Annotated in this window: 21 protein-coding genes; 8 read left to right on the top strand and 13 right to left on the bottom strand. The window is 69.3% G+C overall.

All coding sequences use genetic code 11. The features are described from left to right. The first annotated feature begins 210 nt into the window (after positions 1–210). Positions 211–1,572 (top strand): cytochrome P450, encoded by a 1,362-nt coding sequence (locus tag ABIE65_RS14005; protein ID WP_354078452.1) that lies wholly within the window; start codon positions 211–213, stop codon positions 1,570–1,572. On the opposite strand, the gene ABIE65_RS14000 is transcribed toward ABIE65_RS14005, so the two are convergent. Further along, the gene (locus ABIE65_RS14000; RefSeq protein ID WP_354078450.1) at positions 1,567–2,217 is read right to left on the bottom strand and encodes a DUF2062 domain-containing protein; all 651 of its coding nucleotides are present in this window, start codon (positions 2,215–2,217) and stop codon (positions 1,567–1,569) included. The genes ABIE65_RS14005 and ABIE65_RS14000 overlap by 6 nt on opposite strands. A gap of 153 nt (positions 2,218–2,370) precedes the next feature. Here ABIE65_RS14000 and ABIE65_RS13995 point away from each other — a divergent pair, with 153 nt between their 5' ends. Both ABIE65_RS13995 and ABIE65_RS13990 read left to right on the top strand, forming a co-directional pair. Further along, positions 2,371–2,658: a DUF3303 family protein gene (locus tag ABIE65_RS13995; protein WP_354078448.1), complete on the top strand. Its 288-nt coding sequence runs from the start codon at positions 2,371–2,373 to the stop codon at positions 2,656–2,658. Positions 2,659–2,693: 35 nt separating this feature from the next. Beyond that, complete coding sequence (locus ABIE65_RS13990; RefSeq protein ID WP_354078446.1) at positions 2,694–3,497, top strand: enoyl-CoA hydratase-related protein; 804 nt, start codon at positions 2,694–2,696, stop codon at positions 3,495–3,497. Here the strand turns inward: ABIE65_RS13990 and ABIE65_RS13985 are convergent. The 10 genes from ABIE65_RS13985 to ABIE65_RS13940 form a co-directional block, all read right to left on the bottom strand. Continuing rightward, positions 3,484–5,874, bottom strand: a complete 2,391-nt coding sequence (locus ABIE65_RS13985) for a CHASE2 domain-containing protein (protein WP_354078444.1) — start codon at positions 5,872–5,874, stop codon at positions 3,484–3,486. The genes ABIE65_RS13990 and ABIE65_RS13985 overlap by 14 nt on opposite strands. Before the next feature lie 144 nt (positions 5,875–6,018). Continuing rightward, positions 6,019–7,026 (bottom strand): OmpA family protein, encoded by a 1,008-nt coding sequence (locus ABIE65_RS13980; RefSeq protein WP_354078442.1) that lies wholly within the window; start codon positions 7,024–7,026, stop codon positions 6,019–6,021. Continuing rightward, the gene (locus ABIE65_RS13975) at positions 7,023–7,457 is read right to left on the bottom strand and encodes a FecR domain-containing protein (protein WP_354078440.1); all 435 of its coding nucleotides are present in this window, start codon (positions 7,455–7,457) and stop codon (positions 7,023–7,025) included. The genes ABIE65_RS13980 and ABIE65_RS13975 overlap by 4 nt, the downstream gene beginning before the upstream one ends. Before the next feature lie 121 nt (positions 7,458–7,578). Continuing rightward, positions 7,579–8,481, bottom strand: a complete 903-nt coding sequence (locus ABIE65_RS13970; RefSeq protein WP_354078438.1) for an ABC transporter permease — start codon at positions 8,479–8,481, stop codon at positions 7,579–7,581. A 10-nt stretch (positions 8,482–8,491) separates the two neighbouring features. Then, positions 8,492–9,463, bottom strand: coding sequence for an ABC transporter permease (locus ABIE65_RS13965; RefSeq protein ID WP_354078436.1), 972 nt, complete (start codon positions 9,461–9,463; stop codon positions 8,492–8,494). Between the two features lie 71 nt (positions 9,464–9,534). Next, positions 9,535–11,157, bottom strand: coding sequence for an ABC transporter substrate-binding protein (locus ABIE65_RS13960; RefSeq protein ID WP_354078434.1), 1,623 nt, complete (start codon positions 11,155–11,157; stop codon positions 9,535–9,537). Positions 11,158–11,241: 84 nt separating this feature from the next. Then, complete coding sequence (locus ABIE65_RS13955; protein WP_354078432.1) at positions 11,242–12,285, bottom strand: ABC transporter ATP-binding protein; 1,044 nt, start codon at positions 12,283–12,285, stop codon at positions 11,242–11,244. After that, positions 12,282–13,283: an ABC transporter ATP-binding protein gene (locus ABIE65_RS13950; protein WP_354078430.1), complete on the bottom strand. Its 1,002-nt coding sequence runs from the start codon at positions 13,281–13,283 to the stop codon at positions 12,282–12,284. The genes ABIE65_RS13955 and ABIE65_RS13950 overlap by 4 nt, the downstream gene beginning before the upstream one ends. Positions 13,284–13,395: 112 nt before the next feature. Beyond that, positions 13,396–14,517, bottom strand: coding sequence for an alpha/beta hydrolase family protein (locus tag ABIE65_RS13945; RefSeq protein ID WP_354078428.1), 1,122 nt, complete (start codon positions 14,515–14,517; stop codon positions 13,396–13,398). Between the two features lie 18 nt (positions 14,518–14,535). Then, positions 14,536–14,949 (bottom strand): VOC family protein, encoded by a 414-nt coding sequence (locus tag ABIE65_RS13940; protein ID WP_354078426.1) that lies wholly within the window; start codon positions 14,947–14,949, stop codon positions 14,536–14,538. A gap of 206 nt (positions 14,950–15,155) precedes the next feature. Between ABIE65_RS13940 and ABIE65_RS13935 the strand changes: the two genes are divergently transcribed. Genes ABIE65_RS13935 through ABIE65_RS13925 form a run of 3 tightly spaced genes read left to right on the top strand, consistent with a single transcriptional unit; the run spans position 15,156 to position 19,161 of the window. Continuing rightward, positions 15,156–16,583, top strand: coding sequence for an amidase (locus ABIE65_RS13935; protein WP_354078424.1), 1,428 nt, complete (start codon positions 15,156–15,158; stop codon positions 16,581–16,583). A gap of 36 nt (positions 16,584–16,619) precedes the next feature. After that, the gene (locus tag ABIE65_RS13930; RefSeq protein ID WP_354078422.1) at positions 16,620–17,405 is read left to right on the top strand and encodes an HpcH/HpaI aldolase family protein; all 786 of its coding nucleotides are present in this window, start codon (positions 16,620–16,622) and stop codon (positions 17,403–17,405) included. A gap of 4 nt (positions 17,406–17,409) precedes the next feature. Then, positions 17,410–19,161, top strand: a complete 1,752-nt coding sequence (locus ABIE65_RS13925) for an ABC transporter ATP-binding protein (protein WP_502918532.1) — start codon at positions 17,410–17,412, stop codon at positions 19,159–19,161. Positions 19,162–19,170: 9 nt separating this feature from the next. Here ABIE65_RS13925 and ABIE65_RS13920 read toward each other — a convergent pair whose 3' ends face one another. Next, complete coding sequence (locus tag ABIE65_RS13920) at positions 19,171–20,001, bottom strand: SDR family NAD(P)-dependent oxidoreductase (RefSeq protein ID WP_354078418.1); 831 nt, start codon at positions 19,999–20,001, stop codon at positions 19,171–19,173. A 202-nt stretch (positions 20,002–20,203) separates the two neighbouring features. Between ABIE65_RS13920 and ABIE65_RS13915 the strand changes: the two genes are divergently transcribed. Both ABIE65_RS13915 and ABIE65_RS13910 read left to right on the top strand, forming a co-directional pair. Further along, positions 20,204–20,545: a DUF2794 domain-containing protein gene (locus ABIE65_RS13915; RefSeq protein WP_354078416.1), complete on the top strand. Its 342-nt coding sequence runs from the start codon at positions 20,204–20,206 to the stop codon at positions 20,543–20,545. A 41-nt stretch (positions 20,546–20,586) separates the two neighbouring features. Continuing rightward, positions 20,587–21,735, top strand: a complete 1,149-nt coding sequence (locus tag ABIE65_RS13910) for a serine hydrolase domain-containing protein (protein WP_354078414.1) — start codon at positions 20,587–20,589, stop codon at positions 21,733–21,735. A gap of 241 nt (positions 21,736–21,976) precedes the next feature. Here the strand turns inward: ABIE65_RS13910 and ABIE65_RS13905 are convergent, their stop codons facing one another. Then, a complete protein-coding gene (locus tag ABIE65_RS13905) occupies positions 21,977–23,089 on the bottom strand; it encodes an S-(hydroxymethyl)glutathione dehydrogenase/class III alcohol dehydrogenase (RefSeq protein ID WP_354078412.1) in 1,113 nt (370 codons plus the stop codon). Between the last annotated feature and the right edge of the window lie 91 nt (positions 23,090–23,180).

Genomic DNA, 23,180 nt, shown 5'->3' with positions numbered 1-23,180 from the left:
CCCGCCTGGCCATGTGGGGGGCTCTACCGCGCCCGCCCCACTCCCCCGGCGCCGCCGGGGCGGCCCCCACCTATCTCCGCGCGCGCTCGACCCACCCGGGGGGGGGCCGCCCCCCCCACCACCGGCCGCGCGCGGTCGGCGACTGGTGAGGCGTCCGGGGCCTGCTGCGACGCTGAACGACCATCCGCGCCTGCCGTGCAGGGCGCTGCCGTGAGCAGCGCCGCCGGCCAGGCAGCGGCACGATCCGGCCCGCGCGGGCTTCCGGTCCTGGGGGTCGCCCGGGACCTGCGGCGGGATCCGCTGAAATACTTCGTCGACCTGATGCTGACCTACGGCGACGTCGTCTGGTTCCGCATCGGCCCCGCCGAGGTGGTGATGCTGAACGACCCGGACGCGGTTCGGCACGTCCTGCAGGGCAACCATCGCAACTACCATAAGAGCCGCTTCTACGAGGCCTTCCGGCCGCTCCTCGGCCGCGGGATCTTCCTCGCCGAGGACGATGCGTGGCTGGCGCAGCGCCGGGTCGCGGTGCCCTCGTTCGGCGGCCCCCGCTTCGCCCCGATGGCGACGGCGGTAGCCAGTGCAGCGCGCGACCTGCTCGACCGGTGGACGGCCGCGCCGGACGGCGTAATCGAGGTGATGCCGGAGATGATGCGCGTGACGCTCGATGCCGTGACGCGCGCCTTCTTCCACCTCGACATCGTCGGCGAGCACGACGCGCTGCACGACGCATTCACGGTCATCCTTCGCCATACCGAGCGGCGCGTGTGGTCGCCGCTGCCCCTGCCCGAGCGCCTCGACGCGATCCTCCACCCGGAGTACCGCGCGGCGATGGCGACGCTGGACGGCGTCGTCGACCGCCTCATCGACGACCGGCGGCGGAATCCTCTGGAGAGCGACGACCTTCTCACCGCGCTGATCGCCGCGCACGACGGGCATCCGGACGGGCGCAGGCTGCTGCGCGACGAGGTCGTGTCGATGATCGCGGCCGGGCACGAGAGCACGGCCTGCGCCCTGGCCTGGTGCCTGTGCCTGCTGTCGCGCCACCCGGAGACCGCCGATCGCCTCCGAACGGAGGCCGATGCGCTCGGCGGCGTCGAACCCGGCTTCGGCGACATTGCCCGCCTGCCGTTCGCGCGCATGGTGTTCGACGAATCGATGCGCCTCTTCCCGCCGGTGTGGACGATCTCGCGGCGGGCGATCGCCGAAGACCGGATCGGCGACACCGTGATCCCCGCCGGGACGACCGTGATGCTCTGCCCCTATGCGGTGCACCGCAATCCGAAGCACTGGCGCAATCCGGAGGGCTTCGACCCCACGCGCTTCGCGCCCGGCGGCGAGGCCGAGCGCGCACGCTACGCGTGGTTCCCGTTCGCGGGCGGCCCCCGCGTCTGCCTCGGTCAGCGCTTCGCCGTCATGGAGGCGCAGATCATCCTGACGATGATCGCACAGCGCTTCGACCTGGAGTTGATGCCCGGCGAAAAGATGGCGCCGGAACCGATGATCACGCTCCGGCCGCGCACCGGCACGCGGATGCGGCTCGTCGCGCGCGCCCCGCAGGGCGGGTCATAGCAGGGGATGCCCTCTGTCCCGCGACAGCATCGGCGCGGAGGACGACCGCTCCTTCCGTGCGCTGCGCTTCTCCTGGTAGCGGCGGACGAGGTGCCGCGCCGGCCAGTAGGAGGTGACCCATCCCGCGGCGGCGAGCGGCACGCTCCCGACGAACATCGCGAACCAGACGGGCCATACCTCCGCGCCGAAGAGTTCCATGTCGCCGGCGCGCACCGCATCCGCGACGTCGGCGAGGCGCTTGACCACGGGCTCGTCGTCGAAGCCGTGCAGGCCGACGCCGCCCAGAAGCGCATCGCCGATCTCGAAACTGACGAGCCAGATGACCGGGATGGTCCACGGATTGGCGATGAAGGTCCCGATCAGGGAGACCACCACGCTGCCCCGCATCAGCGCCGCCAGGAGCGCCGCCAGCAGGAACTGCAGGCCGTAGAGCGGCGTGAGGCCGATCGCGACGCCACAGGCGAGGCCGGCCGCCACGCGATGCGGCGAGGCCTTCACGCGTGCGATGCGATGGCCGAGATAGCTTGCGCTCCGGCGCCAACCGCAGCTCGGCCAGACCCATCGGCGCGCACGCTGCAGAAAGCCGGGCCGCTGGCGGGGACTGAACAAGTAGCAGCGCTTCTGCCGTTGAAATGACGCCCGCACGAGCCGGCCGCCCGAGGCCGACTTAGGCCCCGCACCGCCGGCTGTCAACCGTGCGTCGTCGGCGCCCGACGCAAGCCCCTGCCATCGGCGGCCGGGTGCAAGTCGATCGCCGATACGTCAAACTGACGGCCATCACCTGCGAAGGACCGACACATGCTCTTTCTCGCCATCAGCACGCCCGCGCCCACGGAACCTTCCGCCGTTCGGGACCGGCGGCAGCGCTACTGGCAGTGGGTGGCCCCCCTCCGCGAGGACGGCACGGTGCGGTCGATTCACGCCCGTGTCGGCCGGGGGGCCGTGGCGCTGTTCGACGTCGACTCCCTGGAGAGGCTGCACGCGCTGCTGAACCAGTGGGCCGACATCGTGCCCGCGACCTTCGAGATCCTTCCCCTCATCGACGCCGACGCCATCCAGTCCTTCCTGGCGGCGGAACCCACCTGAAGCAAGCAACCGACACACGAAGAGGAGACGCGTACATGTCCGAAACCGAGGCGGTCATCGTCGACATCGCCGACGGCGTCGCCACCGTCACGCTGAATGAGCCGTCCGTCCGCAATGCGCTGACGCCGCGGCTGCGCCCCGCCTTCATCGACGCCATGCACCGGCTGGAGTTCGACGACGGCGTCCGCTGCGTCGTGCTGAAGGGCGCCGGGGATCATTTCATGTCGGGCGGCGACATCCGCTCGATGGTCGAGCGTCAGGAGATGGAGCCCAGGAAGCGCCGGCAACACGTCGTCGAGGGCGTGACCGGCATCCACATGGCGATCCTGGCGATGCGCCGCATGCCGAAGCCCGTGATCGCCAGCATCCAGGGTGCCGTCGCCGGATTCGGCGTCGGTGTCGTGGGTGCCTGCGATCTGGCAATCGCCGCGGACGACGCCTTCTTCACGCTCGCCTACTGCCACATCGGCGCGAGCCCGGACGGCGGCAGCTCCTACTTCGTCGCGCGCAACATGGGACTGAAGCAGCAGATGGAACTGGCGCTGCTCGGCGAGCGGTTCGGTGCCGAGCGCGCGAAGGAGCTCGGAATGATCAACTGGATCGTGCCCCGCGCGTCGCTCGAGGCCGAGACCGACAAGCTCGCCCGCCGGCTCGCGGCGGGTCCGACGCTCGCCTACGACAAGGCGAAGCGCCTCTTCAACGCCGCGCACGCGAACTCCATCGAGAGCCAGCTCCAGATGGAAGGCGAGCTGATCGCCGAATCGATGTGCACCGCGGATCACGCGGAAGGGGTGAAGGCGTTCATGGAGAAGCGTAAGCCGATCTTCAGCGGACGCTGACGATCCGGGGCGGCGCCTCGCGCGTCGCGCTCGCCGCCGGCACCGCCAGCGTCTCGACGCCGGCCGGCGGTGGCCGGTCGGCGGTCGCGACCGCCGGCGCGGGAAATGCGACGACGACGCATGTCCCCTCGCCCGGTGCACTCTCGATGTGCAGCGACGCTCCCTGCGCGGCGGCGAACGATTTCACCAGGGCGAGACCGAGGCCCGTTCCCGCATGGTTGCGCAGGAACGGGTCGTTGCCGCGCCAGAACGGGCGGGTGGCGAGTTCGACCACCTCGGGCGCCATGCCCGCGCCGTCGTCCCGCACGCTGAGCGCCAAGCCGCCCCCCTCCTGCTCGGCGACGACGATCGAAACGGTGCCGTCGGCCGGCGTGAACTTCAGGGCGTTCGACACCAGGTTCACCAGGATCTGGCGCAGAAGGCGCTGGTTGCCGAAGATCGCCACATCCCGTTCCGGCAATTCTGCGGCGAGGTGGATCGACGCCTGCGCCGCCTGGTCCGCCACGAGCCGCTGCACCGATTCGACCACGGCCTTCACGTCGATGCGCTCCTTCGGCTCGGCGGCGAATCGGCCGGCCTCGAAGGCCGACAGGTCCAGCAGGTCCTGCACGATGCTCAGGAGGTAGCGGCCGCTGTCGAGGATATCGGCGGCGTAGCCGCGATAGCGATCGTTTCCGATCGGCCCGAACATCTGCTGCTCGAGGATCTCCGAAAAGCCGATGATTGCGTTGAGCGGCGTGCGCAGTTCGTGGCTGACATTGGCGAGGAACTGGGACTTGAGCCGGTTCGATTCCTCCGCCTTGTCGCGCAGCGCCTCCAACTGGCGCTCGCGCTCCTTGATCTGCGCGATGTCGGTATACAGGAGTGCGGTGCCGCCGTGCGGGAGGTGCTTCTCGATGGCGAGCAGATGATCGCCGCGCGGCGTCTCCACTTCATAGGTCACGCTGTCGGCCGCAGACGCCGGCTCGCCGGTTTCGCCCCGGGCCGCGGTGCGGTCCTGTGCGGCGTCTCCGAAGGCGGTCACGATGTCCCGCCGGCGCAGCCCGAACCGGAGGGCGCTGCGGTCGACGCCGGCGATCTCGGCGGCGCGCCGGTTGGCGAGAAGCAGTCGGTCGTGCTCGTCGAACAGCAGGAAGCCGAGCGGCACGCTCTCGACCGCCTGCACCAAACGCGTCGATGCCACCAGTTCGGCTGACCGCGCCTGGTTGCGCTCCTCCGCCAGCATGACCGCGGCCACCGCGATACTGGCGAGTACCGGAAAGGTCGGATCGACCAGAACGCCGCTCCAGGCGAACGTGGCAGCCGAGATGGCAACGGCGGATCCGCCGGCGCCGAGCACGAGGAACATCCCCGCCGGTGCCGGCTGCCGGGTCAGAGCGGCGGCGACGCAGAGAAGAACGGCGAAACCCAATTCCGCCCAACGTGCCGCCGACGGCCGCATGGCGGGCCGCCCGGCGAACAGATTGTCGATGACCTGGGCCTGCAGCAGCACGCCCGGCACCACACCGACAGGCGTGGCCCAGCGATCGGCGATGCCGGCCGCGCTCACACCGACCACCGCCATTCCACCACGGACGTCTCCGGCGGACCAGGTGCCGTCCAGGATCGAAGTCGCGGAAATGCGGGGAATCGCCCGCACCGAATTCCAGGCGACCCAGAGCCCGCCCTCCCGGTCGAGCGGCACCAGGGAGTCGCCCATGGAAGCCCGCAGATCCCCCGCCAGCGGCGCATCTTCCAGCACATAGGACTTCCCACCGCCCGTGATCCGCACGGCCTCGAAAGCCAGGGCCGGCTCCAGCCGGCCGTCAACGGAGATGGCGATCGGCAGGCGGCGCACGATGCCGTCACGCTCCGCCGTGACATGCAGGTGGCCTATGCCCGCCGCCGCGGCCTCGAACGCGGGCAGATTGCGGGTCATCCCGCCATAGGCCGGCAGCACGAGCATCGAAGCGGGCGTCGCCAGCATGGCCGGTCTCGCCGAGAGCGGCGGCGCCGTCATGTTACCGCCATCGGCCGTGCCCCGGGCGGAAAAGCCCAGTACGACGGGTACTCTGCCCATGGCCTTCGCCAGCATTGTATCCCCCGGGCGCGGCCCGTCGTCGCCCGGTTGAGACCCGCGCTCCGCCTCCGGAAGAACCATGTCCAGCACGACGCAGCCGAATCCCGCGTCCGCCAGCCTGTCCACCAGGGTCGCGATGTCGGATCTCGGCCACGGCCACTGTCCCTGCGCCGCGATGCTCTGCTCGTCGATGTCGATGACGGTCACCGGGCCGGGCGCCGACGCCGAGTTGAACGACCGTTGAAGCACGTCGAAGGCCTGGAGGCGGAGCACGTGGAGCAGGCCCGGATCGCCATAGCGGAGGGCGACGAGCGCCACGGCCAGTATCCCGAAGATCAGGCTGCGGCGTGACGCGGACCCGATGCTGGGTCTCGCCAATCGGCGGCCCCCACGGCTACCGGTCTGCTCCTTCGAAGGCGGCATAGGTCCAGTCTGAGCCGAATGCTCTGGTGACGCCACAGTTTAGCGGACGGTCACTTCCACCCGCCGGTTCAAAGGTTCGTCAACGTCGTCGCCCGTCGGCTGCACCGGATCGGCTTCACCGAAGGACTCGATCGTCAGGATATCCGGCGGCAGGCCCCGGGCGACGAGCAGGGCCGCCACCGCGTCCGCGCGGCGCCGGGCGAGCCGTTCGTTCACCGACGCCGGGCCCTTGGTGTCGGTATGGCCGACGATGCTGAGATCCGGCCCCGGCCGCCCCAGCGCCGCGGCACGAACCGCGTCCAGGTCCGTCTCCGATACCGGCGTCAATCGGTCGGTGCCGGCGATGAAGTAGAGCAAAAACCGCGTCGGCGCCGGCGGCTCGACCCGCAGGGCCTTGCCGAACAGCTGCCGAACGCTCGCCTCGTCGATCACCACCGACCTGTCGGGCCGCTGGCCGGCCGCCGCGGCAGATGCCTCCAATGGCCTCGTGAGGTCCTGCGATCCCGCCGCGGTGGCGAAAGCGACCGCCCCCACCTTGCCCGCCGCATCGGGCAGCAGGACGACGAGGCTCTTGCCCAGCTGCCCCTCAGCCGCGGCGACGCTTTCGGTGAAACCGTCCCGGCAGACGGCGATGTCGGCCGGCTGATGCCCCTCCTCCTGCTCCTCCATCCAGCAGTCGAACATGGCCTGGGCTCGCGCCGCCTCCTTCGGGGCGAGGACGGCCGCCCCCTGCTCCAGCACATCGACCAGCCGGACCCGCGCCGCCGCCAGCGCGCCGACCTCTTCCGCCGGCAAAACCCGGGCCGACAGCGGCTCGGGAGCGACTGTCTCACCCCGGAGACTGGCAGCGGCACGGTCGCGATAACGCCGGGCATCCCCGCGATCGAAGCGCTCGGCCTCGGCGTCGGAGAGCGCCAGATACGCCTCGGCGAGATGGACGTTGAAGCTTTCTGGAGGCACTTGTGTGGCGGGAAGCGCGAGTTCCCGGGCGCAGGCGGGAATCAGCAGCAGCCCGGCGAGGAGGATCGCGCGCCCTGTGCCGCTCATCGCGCTCTCGCCGCAAAGCGTGTGCCGCGCACGCCGACGACACCGCCGGGGACGTGAAACTCGACGCTCTCGGGCGCGAGCCTGCCGATCTCGCCACTCGTGTAGACCGCGTCGCCGCGCAGGAGACGGCCGACGAACCCCAGGAGGCCCCTCTGCGGCTTGAACGCGAACGTCTCCACCACGAACTGCGTGTCCGCGCCCAGGGCGATCAGGGTGCCGTCGCGCAGGGTCACCCCGAGCGCGCCGTCGGCTCCCGTCCGCAGGCGGTCGCCCAATTCGATCCTCAGGCCGGCCAGCGGCGTCAGGGAAGCCCCCCGGCGATCGATGAAGGCCGTTCCGGAAACCGTCTTGACGACCCCGATCGTTGCGTCCGGTTCCCGGCTTCCGGCGGGTGCGGCGGCCCAGCAGCCGACGATGAGACAAGCTGCCAACGCTCTGCCGCCGAGACGACGTAGAGCCCGTTCCGAAACCCGCATCGGCTCCCCCCGACCTACGATTTTCTCGTAGAATGTCGGGACAATTCGGTCGGGGACCAGCCCCCGGTTTTGGGGGCTACTGCGACCTGAGCCGCGGATCGAGGGTGTCGCGCAGCGCGTCGCCGAACAGGTTGAATCCGAAGACCGCGAGCGTGATGGCGAGCCCTGGGAACACCGCGATCCACGGCGCACTCTCGGCATACTCGGACGCGCCGCCCTGCAGCATGAGGCCCCAGGCCGGCGTCGGCTCCTGCACGCCCAGGCCGAGATAGGAGAGCGACGCCTCCAGGAGGATCGCCTGGCCGACGAACGCGGTCACCATGATCAGGAAGGGCGCCATGACGTTCGGTGCCATGTGGCGGAGGATGATGCGCAGGTGCCGGAAGCCGCAGGCGCGTGCCGCGTCGACATAGGGCATCTCGCGCACCGAGAGCGCGCTCGATCGCACCACCCGCGCGCATCGCGGAATGAACGGAATGGTGATGGCCAGGATGACGTTGTGCGTTCCGGTGCCGAAGATGGCCACCACCGCCAGCGCCATGATGATCAGCGGGAAGGCCATGAACACGTCCATGACCCGCTGGAAGACGAGGTCGATCCAGCCGCCGAAATAGGCGCTGCCGACGCCGAGGACCATGCCGATCGAGCCGCCCACGAAAGCCGCCGCGAAGCCGACGAACAGCGCCGTGCGGGCGCCGTAGATGATCCGCGACAGCAGGTCCCGGCCGAATTGGTCGGTGCCGAGCAGGAACTCCCAGGACGGTGCCTGCTCCATCGCCATGAAGTTGTTGGCCACGGGATCGTAAGGGGCGACCGCGTCGGCGAAGATCGCCGCCAGGATCATGACGATCACGATGAGCGCGCCGGCAGTGCCGAGAGGCTTCTTGCGCGCGATGCGGAACAGCGCGGACAGGCTCGAAGGCTTCTGCGGGATGTCCGTGACCGCGGCGTCGACGCGGGCTTCCGAGGTGGTGACCATACCGGCGCTCCTAGCGGTAGCGGATGCGCGGGTCGAGCCATGCGTAGCACATGTCGACCAGGAAATTGATGAAGATGAAGATCGTCACCACGACCATCACGAGCGCCTGCGTCATCGCGTAGTCGTGCTGGGTGACCGACTGCACGAACAGGCGCCCCAAGCCGTTCAGGTTGAACACCTGCTCGGTGACGACCAGCCCGCCCATCAGGAACGCGAACTCGATGCCGACGATCGTGATGACCGGCAGCAGGGCATTCCGCAGCGCATGGCGATTGACGATCAGCTTCTCAACCAGGCCCTTCGCCCGCGCCGTGCGGACATAGTCCTCGCGCAGCACCTCGAGCATCGACGACCGCGTCATCCGCAGCGTCACGGCGGAATAGCGGTACCCGGTCGCCAGGGCTGGCCAGATCAGCATCGAAATATTGTGAAACGGGTCCTCCCAGATCGGGACGTAGCGGATGGGCGGCATCCACGGCGCGCCGAACCAGGCCTGGCTGATGATCAGGATGCCGAGGATCATCAGGATGCCGAGCCAGAAGGACGGCATGGCGATGCCGGCGATCGAGAACAGGCGGACGACGTAGTCGACCCAGGAGTCCTGCTTGACCGCGGCGAGGACGCCCAGCGGGATCGCGATGACGACCGAGATGAACGTTGCCATCAGCGCGACCTGGAGCGAGAGCGGGAAGCGGCTCGCGATCTCGACGTTGATCGGGCGCCCGGTCCACATCGACTTTCCGAAGTCGCCCTGCACGAACCCCCAGATCCAGCTGAGGAACTGCGTGATCGCGGGCTCGTCCAGGCCGAGTTCCAGGCGGCATTGCGCCAGGACGGAGGGATCGACGTTGCTGCCGGTGCCGGCGAGACGCAGCATGCAGACGTCGCCCGGGATGAGGCGCAGCAGGAAGAAGACGAGCACGGCCGCTCCGAGGAGCGTCGGTATCGTCATCAGGATACGCTTGACCGTGTACTGCCACATGGCTGCTCGACCGACTCCATCCAGGGTGACAGGGCCCCTCTCCCGGACCGGGAGAGGGGTGGCTGGTCACGTCACATCTGCGACTTGTCGATCCAGACGTTGTCGAGCTGCTGGTTGAGATAGTGGCTCGGGCTGATGGTCCAGCCCTTCACGTAGGAGCGGTGCGGGATGATCCGGTACCACCACAGCGTGATGAACATCCGGGCCTCCTCGTCGAGCACCCGCTTCTCGAAGGCGCGCATCAGCGAACGCTGCTTCTCCTCGTCGCCCGTCTTGTTCATCTCCTCGAACATCTTGTCGAGTTCGCGATCGACATAGCCGCCGTAGTTCGAGCCGGAGACATCCTCGGAGACGAACTTGGAGACGTCGAGCAGCGGGTTGACGTTGGACTGGCAGTTGAACTCGATCGCCAGATCCCACTCGTGCTTCGTCCGCAGCTGGTCGTAGAACGGCCCCGTCGGCAGCACTTCCTGTTCGGCCGTGATCCCGATCTGGCGGAGCTGGTCGATCACCCAGATGCCGACGATCTTGTAGGGCTGGTCGACCGCGCGGTTGACGATCTTGACCTGCAGCGGCGTCTGGACCCCTGCCTCCTTCAGCAGGCGCTTCGCCTCCTCCTGGGACTTCTTGTGGTCGGGCCAGTAGCCGGCGATCTGCTGCAGCTCTTCCTTGTTCGCCGCCAGTTCGTCGCCGGGAAACACGATGCCGCCGACCGTCTTCACGATCGCGATCTCGGACAGGTATTTCGAGCCGTTCCAGCGGTCGAGGGCCAGCGTGACGGCGCGCCGCACGCGCACGTCATCGAACGGCTTGCGGCGATGGTTCGGCGTCATCAGCAGGACGCAGTTCCAGTCGCTCTCCTGGACCGTGATCTTGTCTCCGAGGGCATCCTTGAGCTCGTCGCGGGTCTTCGGCGGGAAGCCGCGGAACTCGATCGCGGCACGGTCGCCGCGGATCGCCTGGGCACGGACGCTCTGCTGCGGCGCGAAGATCGCCTCGAAGCCGTCGAGATAGGGCTGTCCCTTATGGTGGTAGTTCTCGTTCCGCACGCCGGTCATCGTGGCGCCCGGCTGCCACTCGCCGAACTTGAACGGACCGGAGCCCAGGACGTTCTTCTCGAACCAGTGCGGATCCTGGTCGAGCTTCGCCTTCGGGTAGATGAAGTTGAACGGGTTCGCCACCGCCTTCATGAAGGCGCCGGACGGGTATTTCAGGTCGAACACGACGGTGCGGTCGTCCGGCGCCGACACCTTGTCGACCATGACGAAGTAGGCCTTGCGCGCGCTCTGCACGCCTTCCGGCGGATCGATGATCTTCTGGAAGCTCGCCGCCACGTCGTGCGCCGTCAGCGCGCTGCCGTCGTGGAACTTGACGCCCTCGCGGATCTTGAAGGTGTAGCGCTTGCCGTCGTTCTCGGCCTTCGGCATCTCCGTGCACAGGTCGCACACGATGTCGCTGGTCGACGACATGTTGTCCGGGTTGATACGCGTCAGCACGCTGTAGAACGGCCCGATCGGATGCATCAGCGCGAAGGTCGTCTCGCGGTGGCCGTCGAAGCTCGGCGGCTCGTCCGGAACGACGAAGCGCAGGATCCCGCCGCGCTGCGGCTCTTCCGCCGCCCTCGCCTGGCTCGCCATCATGCCTGCGGCCAGAACGGCCGTTAAGGCGATGCCGGTCGTAAATGCCCCTCTCATGCCCACTCCTCCCTTTGTTGTCTGGTTTTGTCGGGCCCTGCGCGCGGCCTCCCGTCTCCGCGCCGTCGTCCTGTTCGACCTCCTCTAGACCTCCGTACAGGCCACCCAGTGCCCCGGGCGCAGCTCGCGAAGAACCGGCACGTGCGCGCTGCATCCCGCGACCGCGCGGTCGCAGCGCGGATGGAAGACGCATCCCGACGGCGGGTTGATCGGACTGGGGATCTCGCCGCGGATCACCCGGTGGGCGCGCGCCATCTCGATCTCCGGGTCCGGGATCGGCACGGCCTCCAGCAGCGCCTGCGTGTAGGGGTGCAGCGGGTTGTCGAACAGTTCGTCCGTCTCGGCGATCTCGACCATCCGGCCGAGATACATCACCGCCACCCGATGGCAGATGTGGCGCACCACGCTGAGATCGTGGGCGATGAACAGGTAGGTCAGCTGGAACTTCTCGCGCAGATCCTCCAGCAGGTTGATCACCTGCGCCTGGATCGAGACGTCAAGCGCAGACACCGCCTCGTCGCAGATGATGAATTCCGGCTCCAGCGCCAGGGCCCGCGCGATGCCGACGCGCTGGCGCTGCCCGCCCGACATCTCGTGCGGGTAGCGGTCGGCGAAGCGCGGATTGAGCCCGCACACCGAGAGCAGCTCCAGCACCCGCTCGCGGCGCGCCTTGGCGTCCGGGATGATGCCGTGCACCTTCATCGGCTCGGCGAGGATCTCGCCGACCTTCATGCGCGGGTTCAGCGAGCTGTAGGGGTCCTGGAAAATCACCTGCATGCGGCGGCGCCAGGGGATCAGTTCTCCCTGGCTCAGCGTGCCCAGATCGGTGCCCTCGTAGAGGATCTGCCCGGAGGTGGGCCGCTCCAGCTGCAGGATGCAGCGGCCGGTCGTCGTCTTGCCGCAGCCGGATTCGCCGACGACGCCCAGCGTCTCGCCCTTGCGGATGGTGAAGCTGACGTCGTCGACGGCCTTCACGTGGGCGATGGCGCGCTTGACGAAGATGCCCTCGGTGATCGGGAAGTGCTTGCGGAGGTTGCGCACCTCGACCAGCGGCGCACCGAGCGCCCGCCGCACCTGCGGCGCCTCGGCGTTGGCGGTGCCGGCGGTGGCGATCTCGGCGGTGCTCATGACGCCGCCGCGAGCTTCGCGCCGCCCAGGTCTTCCCACCGCCAGCAGGCCGAGGCGTGGATCCCGTCGACCGTCTGAAGCGGCGGGTTCTCCTCGGCGCAGCGTGCGACGGCGAAGCGGCAGCGCGGCCGGAACGGACATCCGACGATGGCCTGCGACAGGTCCGGCGGCTGACCCTCGACCGGGTCGAGCCGGGCACGCCGCGGCTGGTCGAGCCGCGGCACCGAGCGCAGCAGCGCCAGCGTGTAGGGGTGGCGCGGATCGTGATAGATCTCGCGCGCCCGGCCCGTCTCGATGATGTGGCCGGCATACATCACGTTCACGCGGTCGGCGTAGCGCGCGACCACGCCGAGATTGTGGGTGATCACGATCAGTGCGACGCCCAGCTTGCGCGTCAGCTCCTTCATCAGTTCCAGGATCTGCGCCTGGATGGTCACGTCGAGCGCCGTCGTCGGCTCGTCCGCGATGATCAGCTTCGGCTCGCAGGCCAGCGCCATCGCGATCATGACGCGCTGCCGCATGCCGCCCGAGAGGTGATGCGGATACTGGCCGAGCCGGCGCTTGGGCTCGGAGATGCCGACCAGCCCGAGCAGCTCCATGGCCCGCTCGTCGGCCTTCTCGCGGGACATGCCGAAATGGGTTTCGAGCGGCTCGGTCAGCTGCCGGCCGATCGTCAGCACCGGGTTGAGCGACGTCATCGGCTCCTGGAAGACCATGCCGATGTCGCGACCGCGCACCTGCCGGATCTCCACGTCGGACAGCTTCAGCAGGTCGCGACCCATGAAGCGGATCGACCCGCCGACGATCCTGCCCGGCGGCCAGGGGATGAGGCGCAGGATCGACAGCGCACCGACCGACTTGCCGCAGCCGGACTCGCCGACAACCGCGACGGTCTCGCCCTCGTCGACCTTGTAGGAGATCCCGTCCACGGCACGCACCGTGCCGGCGGACGTGAAGAAGTGCGTCCTGAGATCCTCGATCTCGAGCAGACTGCCCACCGAGCCTCCTCAACCTGTCAGTCGCTCTCTTTTTCCGGAGCGTGGAACAACTAAAGCCGATCGGAGGAGGCAGGTAAACCGGATAAATCGTCGGGACGCGGAGCAGTCGCGATTACTGGAGATCGTCGTCCACGGCGATCACCGAGCATTGTCGTTCGTCCGCCTTGCCTGCGTTGCAGAAGTCGAGCGCCTGTCGGGCCGCATCCTCCGGCGAGCGGCGGCCGGTGGCCCAGCCGAAGCTGCCGGCCGACGCGCTGACGGCGAAGGCCTTCGACAGCTCGCCATGGACGAAGTCCGGCCAGCGCGCGGCGGCACGCTCGGAGAGACCCGCCGGCATCGGCAGGTCGGGGTAGACGGGCCCGACCGGCAGCGCGTCCCACGTCGGGAGGGCGTGGGTGCGCAGGAAATCGTCGAGCGGCCCGCGCCACGCGGCGACGCCCTTGCGGTGGATCACGTCGTGGCCGTCGCCGGGGATGTCGCGCAGGAACACGAACGTCGCGTCGCCGCCCGCTCCCGTGAAGGCGCCGTGGAACGACCGCGCCAGGTCCGGCTCGAAATAGGTGTCGCCGTCGGCATAGATCCAGAGCGACGGCACCCTGGACGCGGCGCCGAATGCGGCGAACGCCGCCGTCAGCTGCGGCTGCGCGCAGACCACGTTGGCACTGCGCGAGCCGCGCCCGCCGACGAAGTTCACGACGGCGCGCAGTCCCGGTACGGCGCGCGTCGAGAAGGCCAGGACGCCGAACCCGCCCGCCGACTGCCCGACGCCGAGGATGGTGGACGGGTCGACGAACGCCGCCCGGCTCAGGGCGGCGGCGGCCATCTCGAAGGAATCGGCCGTCGCCTGCCCGGCGCCCACGAAGTCCGCATCCTCGCACCCGCCATAGCCTTCCCGGAACCTGCCGCTGCTGCGGCCGAAGCCGGGCCGCATGACGACGGCCGCCGCCCAGCCGCGGCGCGCGAACTCCGTCGCCACCGCGTCGAACATCTGCGGACGCCAGCTCGCCTCCCGGCCCAGCCGCCGCGGCAGGCCGTGCGAGATGACCGCGAGCGGGAACGGCCCGTCACCCTTCGGGCGGATCCACAGGACCTCCAGGCGGCTCCCGTCGGGACCGGCGACCTCGTCCTCGGCGCGGACCAGATCGGCCGGCGGCACCGGCGGTGCCGCAGCCGCGGACAGGGCTGCGATCGACAGAGCGATCGCGCCCAGGGCGAGCTTCGCAAATCCGCGCATCGTCGTTCCGGCTCCGCTTCAGCCGCCCTTGGGCATGTCGTCGGTCGAGAGATCGTTGGCGATCTCGATCAGGTTCTCGTCCGGGTCGTAGACGTAGACCGACATCAGGCGGCCGCGAGCACCCGACCGCAGTCCCGGGCCGGTGATGACCGGGATGCCCAGCGTGCCGAGATGCGCCACGACCTGGGTGATCGGCGTCGCGGTGATGAAGCAGAGATCGCTCGACCCCGGCGTGGCGTGCCGGACGTTCGGATCGATCGGGTGGTCGACGGCGTGCAGGTTGATCTTTTGGCTGCCGAAATGCAGGGCAACCCTGCCTTCGCCGAAGCTGCGCCGCTCCATTCCCAGCACGGAAGCATAGAAGTCGCATGTCCGGTCGATGTCGCGGACCGTCAGGACGAGGTGGTCGAGATGCGTCGCGGTTATGGTCATGCTCTGGTCCCTCTCTGTCGCACGACGATGGAGGCGGGCGCGCGCCGTCCCGGCATCACGGCGGCGCCGGGCCTTCAGCGGCCAACAATGCACCCGCCCCGGCGTCGCGTCGACGCGCTGCGATGCCGCGTCTCCCATCTCCCTATGGCGTTCCCACGATCGGCCGCGCCCGGTAAGGTCGATGCATCGCGAGACGAGGGCATGAGATGGACGAAAAAGACCTCTGCTACACGCCGGCAGTCGAACTCGCCGGTCTGATCGCCGCCCGCGAGATCTCCCCCGTCGAACTCACCGCCGCGGTGCTCGCCCGGATCGAGGCGCTTCAGCCGCGCCTCAACGCCTTCATAACGGTCGCCGCCGACTCCGCCATGGCCGAGGCGCGCGCCGCCGAACAGGCGGTCATCGACGGCAAGCCGCTCGGCCCGCTGCACGGCGTCCCCTTCTCGGTGAAGGACCTGTGCAACACCGCCGGCGTCAGAACCACCTTCGGCAGCTTCGGTTACGAGGACAACGTCCCCGAAGCCGACATCGTGGCGGTCGCCCGCCTCAGGGCGGCCGGCGGCATCATGGTCGGCAAGACGACCACCCCCGAGTTCGGCCACAAGCCGCTGACCGAGGCGCCGCTGTTCGGCCGGACCGTCAATCCCTGGAATACCGAGCGCACCTGCGGCGGCTCGTCCGGCGGTGCCGGGGCGGCGGTCGCGGCCGGCATGGCGCCGCTGGCGGTCGGCACCGATGGCGGCGGCTCGATCCGCATTCCGGCCGCCTGCTGCGGACTGGTCGGCGTCAAGCAGACGCTTGGCGTCGTCCCGCACGACCAGACGCCGGACGTGTTCGGCCTGCTCGCCTATGTCGGGCCCATGGCCCGCACCGTGGCCGACGCCGCGCTGATGCTGGAGGTCATGGCCGGCCCGCACCGCAGCGACCCGCATTCGCTGGGCCGCGCCCTGTCGGGGCTGGCCGCGGCGGGCCAGCCGCGCGGCGACATGCGCGGCGTGCGCATCGGCTGGCGCCCCTTCCTCGGCAACGACCGGATCGACCGCGAGACGCTCGCTCTGTGCGAGACGGGCGTGAAGGCGCTCGCGGGCATCGGCGCCGAGGTGATCGGCCACGAGGCCGCCTTCACCAACACGCTGCCCGTCTGGGGGCCCCTCACCTTCTCGATCTGGGCCAGCCGCTTCGGCGCGCTGGAGAAGCGGCTCGGCAACCGCATGAGCAGCAGCCTCCGGACATGGATGGCCGAGGGCGGCAAGTACAGCGCGATCGACGTCCAGGATGCGATGGCGCTGCGCACCCGCGTCTTCCGCGAGGTCGAGGCGTGGTTCGAGGACGTCGACCTGCTGGTCACGCCGACCATCTCCCGCCCCGCCATCCGCGCCGACCACGACCCGTTCGAGCCCATCGAGATCGAGGGCACGCCCGCCGGCGGCCTGCGCGACGGCTGGTACCCGTATACGCACCCCTTCAACCTGACCGGCCATCCGGCGGTGACGGTGCCCTGCGGCTGGACCGCCGACGGCCTGCCCGTCGGCCTCCAGATCGTCGGCCCGTGGCTGTCCGACGCGCGCATCCTGCGGGCCGCGGCGCTGTTCGAGGAAGCGATGCCGTGGCAGGATCGCCGCCCACCGGTCTGACCGTAGAGCCGAACGAACATCCCTGAAGGAAACGCCATGCCGATCGTCAAGAACGTCACGAAAGCGAAGCTCAAGGCCGGCGAAGTCGCACTGGGGGTTGGCCTTCGCCAGGCGCGGACGGTCGACACGGCGAAGATCATGAAGGTCTGCGGCTACGACTGGCTGTTCATCGACATGGAGCACAACTCGATGTCGATGGAGACGGCGGCACAGCTCTGCGTGGCGGGCCTCGATGCCGGCGTGACCCCGATCGTTCGGGCGCCGAGCCACGAGCATTTCCACGCCAGCCGCCCGCTCGACGCCGGCGCCCAGGGCATCGTCGTCCCGCACGTCCAGAACGCCGAGGAGGCCCGGCGCGTCGTCAGCCAGTGCCTATATCCGCCGGTCGGCCACCGCTCGGTCGCGGGCGGCATGGCCCAACTGGAATACGAGGCTCTGCCGGTCGGCGAGACGACGAAGCTGATCAACGAGGAGACGCTAACCGTCGTCATGCTGGAGAGCCCGGAGGCGATCGCCAATGCCGACGCGATGGCCGCCGTCCCCGGCATCGACGTGCTGCTGATCGGCACCAACGACCTCTGCGCCGAGATGGGCATTCCCGGAAAGTTCGGCGACGAGCAGGTCGCGAAGGCCTATGATGCGGTGTTCTCCGCCTGCCGGAACAACGGCAAGATCCCCGGCATGGGCGGCATCTACGACCAGGAACTGTCGCAGAAGTACATCAAGCTCGGCATGCGCTTCATCCTCGCCGGCAACGACCTCGCCTTCCTGATGGCCGGTGCGAAAGCCCGCTCGGCCTTCCTCAAAGGGATTGCCGTTTAGCCATATGCGTCCGCCCTCGTCCCGCATCGATCCACCGCCGCTCCGCGTTCCGGGCGGCCAGCAGCCCCCCGCGGTGCGCCGCGGCGGCGGACCTTGGCCAGCCGGCAGCCCGTCGCCGCTCCTCTCGGTCGAGGATCTGCACGTCCGCTTCCGCACCCCGGAGGGGCATGTCGATGCAGTGCGCGGCGTGTCGTTCGACATCGCGAAGGGCGAGACCGTGGCGCTGGTCGGCGAGAGCGGTTCCGGCAAGTCGGTCACCGCCCTCTCGATCCTGCAGATCCTCCCCTACCCTGTCGCGTCGCATCCGCGCGGCAGCATCCGCTTCGACGGCACCGAACTGGTCGGCGCACCCGAGCGGACGCTGCGCACGGTGCGCGGCGACCGGGCGGCGATGATCTTCCAGGAGCCGATGACGTCGCTCAATCCGCTCCACACGATCGACCGGCAGGTCAGCGAGCCGCTGCTCCTGCACAAGGGCATGAGCGGTGCGGCAGCGCGCGAACGGACGCTCGAACTGCTCCACCTCGTCGGCATCCGCGACCCCGAGAAGCGCCTCAAGGCCTATCCGCACCAGCTGTCGGGCGGCCAGCGCCAGCGCGTGATGATCGCGACGGCCCTCGCCAACGAGCCCGACCTGCTGATCGCCGACGAGCCGACGACGGCGCTCGACGTGACGATCCAGGCGCAGATCCTCGAACTGCTGAAGGATCTGCAGAAGCGCTTCGGCATGGCGATGCTGCTGATCACCCACGACCTCGCCATCGTGCGCAAGATGGCGGACCGGGTCTGCGTCATGACCGCCGGCGAGATCGTCGAGCAGGGGCCGACGCGCCCGCTGTTCGAGGCGCCGACGCATCCCTACACCCGCAAGCTGCTGGCCGCCCAGCCGAAGGGCAAGCCGCTGCAGGCGCGGCCCGATGCGCCGGAGATCATGCGCGCCGAGGACGTGCGCGTCTGGTTCCCGATCAAGGCCGGCGTGCTGCGCCGGACGGTCGGCCACGTGAAGGCGGTCGACGGCATCTCGACCAGCATCCGCGCCGGCCACACGGTCGGCGTGGTGGGCGAGAGCGGCTCCGGCAAGACCACGCTCGGCCTGGCGCTGCTGCGCCTGGAGCGCAGCGAAGGCGGCGTCTTCTTCGCCGGCCGGCCGATCCAGGGCATGGACTGGAAGCGGCTGCGTCCGCTGCGCAAGGCGATGCAGATCGTCTTCCAGGATCCCTATGGCAGCCTCAGCCCGCGCATGACCGTCGGCCAGATCATCGAGGAAGGCCTGAAGGTCCACAGTCTTGGCGGCGATGCGTCGGAACGGCGCGACCTCATCGCGCAGACGCTGACCGAGGTCGGCCTGCAGCCGGCGATGGCCGACCGCTACCCGCACGAATTCTCCGGCGGCCAGCGCCAGCGCATCGCCATCGCCCGCGCGATGGTGCTGAAGCCGCGCTTCCTCGTCCTCGACGAGCCGACGTCGGCGCTGGACATGTCGGTCCAGGCCCAGATCGTGGATCTGCTGCGGGACCTGCAGGCGAAGCACGATCTGGCCTACATGTTCATCAGCCACGATCTGAAGGTCGTCCGCGCGCTGGCCGACGACCTCATCGTCATGAAGGACGGCAAGGTCGTCGAGCAGGGTCCGGCGGACGGCATCTTCGCCGATCCGAAGACCGACTACACGAAGGCCCTGCTCGCCGCCGCCTTCGACCTCCAGGTGGCGCGCCAGGGGGGCGCGGCGGGACAAGGGCCCGGCGCCCGCACCTGAACGCCGCGATCAGGCCTTGCCGCCGTCGCTCGGCGGTGTAGCGCCCTTGGGGCGGCCTGCGGTGCGGCCGCCGTCGATCGGCAGGATCACGCCGGTGATCCACCGCGACTCGTCGCTGCCCAGGAACAGGCAGCCATGGGCGATGTCCCAACCGGTCCCCTCGACGCCGAGCAGCGTCTGGTCGACCCGCGCCGCCCGCAATTCCTCGGTCATGCCGCGCGTCGCCACCATCGGGGTGTAAACCGCTCCGGGGGCGATGCAGTTGACCCGAATGCCGTCGCGGCCGTGATGCGCCGCCATCACCCGCGTCAGGTTCACGACGGCGCCCTTCGAGGTCGGATAGAGCAGGCTCGGATGGCCGCCCTGCAGGCCCGCGACCGAGGCGATGTTGACGATCGAGCCGCCGCCGCCGCGCACCATGACGGGAATCGCGTAGCGCGCCATCAGCACCATCGAGGCGACGTTGGTGTGCATCGCCTTCGCCCACTCGTCGATGTCCACCTCCAGCGCGTTCCCGCGCGGCCCCGTGACGCCGACATTGTTGATGAGGATGTCGCAGCGCCCGTAGGCCTCGACCGTCTTGTCGACGATCGCAGCGCAGGATGCCGGATCGCCCACGTCGCCCTGCACGACTAGGCACTCGCCGCCCTCGTCGCGCACCATGCCCGCGGTCACGTCGGCCCACTCGGGCACCGCGTCGACCAGCACCACCCGCGCGCCGTGCCGCGCCAGCACGATGGACGTCGCCCGCCCGTTGCCGATGCCTTCGGCCCGCGATCCCGCTCCGGTGACGATCGCCACCTTACCCGCCAGCCGGTCGTCCCGGCGCGCCGTGTCCATGCCCTCTCCTCCCTTCGCCGGCGCCTTCCGTGCGCCTGTCGGGGACGGAGCCTGATCGGCCGCGAGGGCAGCGTCAACACGGGGTCGGCGCGTGGTCGCCGAGGGAATTACGGTCATCGAACCGTCATGCGCCGCTGGACGCATCCGGATTCTTGCCTGACAATACGTCATCCGAACCGAATGGAAAGCGGACGACCCGCTGATGGCCAAGGTTCTGCGACTGTCCGACATCGCCCGCTCGAAGCGGCCGGTGTACTTCAACCAGCAGGAACTCCGGGAACTCCTCGACGTCTACAGCCGGCGCGTGATGACCGGCGAATGGCGCGACTATGCCATCGACCACGATGCGGGCATGGCGGTGTTCTCGATCTTCCGCAACACGCGCGACGTGCCGATCTTCCGGATCGCGAAGATGGCCGCACGCGGCGATGCGCCGCCCGAATACGTCGTCGTCAGCGGCTACCAGAAACTCAAATCGGCCAGCAATCTGCGAGACGCGCTGAGCGTGCTCGCCAAGCGGAAGACGCTCGAACTCGTGAGCTGAAACGACCGCCTCGGCCGCGCCGACTGCACCGGAGGACCGCCATGCCCCTCGCTCACGAAGCCGCCTTTCCGCTCGATGCCGCCTCGCCGGAGCAGCTCCGCCTCGACCCCGCCTCGATCGGCCGCATGGTGGCGCTGATCGAGAAGCACATCGCCGACGGCCGCTACCCCGGCGCGCAGATCGCCTTCGCCCGCGACGGCAAGCTCGCCCTGCACCGCAGCTTCGGCAGCGCGCGCGTCACACCGACGCCGGTCGACGCCACCGACGACACGCTCTGGCTGCTCTTCTCCAACACCAAGGTCGTCACCGCCTGCGCCGTATGGGCGCTGGTCGACCGCGGCGCCCTGCGCTTCGCCGACGCCGTCGCCGACCACGTCCCGGACTTCGCGCGCAACGGCAAGGCCGACATCACCGTCCATGATGTGCTGACCCACCAGGCCGGCTTCCCCAATGCCGGCATGCCGGAGGCGGCGTGGGACGACCACGAGCTGATGCGCCGCACCGTGTGCGACTACACGCTCGACTGGACGCCGGGCTCGCGCGTGCACTACCACGCATCGGCGGCACACTGGACGGCGGCCGTCCTGATCGAGGCGCTGACCGGCCGCGACTTCCGCGACTTCATCCGCACCGAGGTGATCGAGCCGCTCGGCCTCGGCGACGAGCTGTTCGTCGGCCTGCCCGATGCGAAGCATGCCCGCGCCGCCGACATCCACGAGCCGGCTGCCGAAGGCGCCCACACGATCCTCGCCGACCGCAACAGTGCGGCCGCGCGCCGCGCCGGCATTCCGGGCGGCGGCGGCTTCGCCACGGCGCGCGCCATGGCCGCCTTCTATCAGATGCTGCTCAACGGCGGCCGGCTGAACGGGGCGCGCATCGTCTCCCCGCGCATGGTCGACTGGGTGACGCGCAACCATACCGGCGACCGGCCGGACGAGAATTTCGACATGCCGATGCACCGCGGCCTCGGCCCGCACGTGCGCGGCACCACGCCGACGATCCGCGGCCTCGGCACCATCGGCGGCGCCCGCACCTATGGCCACGGCGGCGTCGGCTCGTCCTATTGCTGGGCCGACCCGGAGACCGGCGTCTCCTTCGCCTACCTCAGCAACAGCCGGATCCCGGAGCCCTGGCACTCGATCCGCATGGACCTGATCAGCAACCTCGCCCACGCCGCGATCGAGCGGTAGCGCCTCTCGCCATAAGGTATATTATCCCAGAATTGGATGCCCGCTCGGGCTCGCTGTTGGACATCGTCAATCGGAGCCGAAACGAGGGTGCGTGCGCGGCCCCTCCATGAATCGCTATAATTCCCTATCCGCGCACGCGGCTGCGGACGCCGAGGCGCCTGAGGCAGTGGGGCAAAGGAAGGGGGCGTTCGGGCCCCCTCCATAAAACGCCATAAAAACCTATCGGCGCGAACTGCGGCGTTCAGTAGGTGACGACGGAACGGATCGACTTGCCCTCGTGCATCAGGTCGAAGCCTTCGTTGATGCGGTCGAGCGGCAGCGTGTGCGTGATCAGCGAGTCGATGTCGATCTTGCCGTCCATGTACCAGTCGACGATCTGCGGCACGTCGGTGCGGCCGCGCATGCCGCCGAAGGCGGTGCCGCGCCAGGAGCGGCCGGTCACGAGCTGGAACGGCCGGGTGGAGATCTCCGCACCCGCCGGTGCGACGCCGATGATGATCGACTCGCCCCAGCCTTTGTGCGCGCATTCAAGGGCTTGGCGCATGGTCTTCACGTTGCCGATGCACTCGAACGTGTAGTCGGCACCGCCCTTGGTCAGCGCGACGAGATGCGGGACGACCTCGCTCTCCTTCATGTCGCGCGGGTTGACGAAGTGGGTCATGCCGAACTGCTCGGCGAGCGCCTTCTTCGACTCGTTCATGTCGACGCCGACGATCATGTCGGCCCCGACGAGGCGGGCGCCCTGGATGACGTTGAGGCCGATGCCGCCCAGGCCGAAGACGACGACCTTGGACCCCGGCTCGACGGCCGCGGTGCGGACCACGGCGCCGATGCCGGTGGTGACGCCGCAGCCGATGTAGCAGACCTTGTCGAACGGCGCGTCGGGCCGGATCTTCGCCAGCGCGATCTCCGGCAGGACCGTGAAGTTGGCGAAGGTCGAGCAGCCCATGTAGTGCAGGATCGGCTTGCCGCCGATCGAGAAGCGCGAGGTGCCGTCCGGCATGACGCCGCGGCCCTGGGTCTCGCGGATCGCCTGGCAGAGGTTCGTCTTCGGGTGCAGGCAGTACTCGCACTCGCGGCATTCCGGCGTGTAGAGCGGAATGACGTGGTCGCCCTTCTTCAGCGAGCGTACGCCGGGGCCGACGTCGACCACCACGCCGGCGCCTTCGTGGCCGAGGATCGCCGGGAACGCGCCCTCGGGATCGTCGCCGGACAGGGTGAAGGCGTCGGTGTGGCAGATGCCGGTCGCCTTGATCTCGACCAGCACCTCGCCCGCCTTGGGCCCCTCGAGCTGCACCGTCTCGATGCTCAGCGGCTTGCCCGCCTCGAATGCCACCGCCGCGCGCACGTCCATAGCCTGCTCCTGTAGGGCCGGAATTCGGAGCGGGGAGAGTAGCGGCGGCGGCCGGCCGGGTGTAGCCCGGAAATGCGGATGGCGTGCTCGG

It is taken from the genome of Constrictibacter sp. MBR-5 (genome assembly GCF_040549485.1).
Classification (GTDB): domain Bacteria; phylum Pseudomonadota; class Alphaproteobacteria; order JAJUGE01; family JAJUGE01; genus Constrictibacter.
Note: the sequence above shows the minus strand (reverse complement) of the source record. Positions and strands in the feature narration are given on the sequence as shown.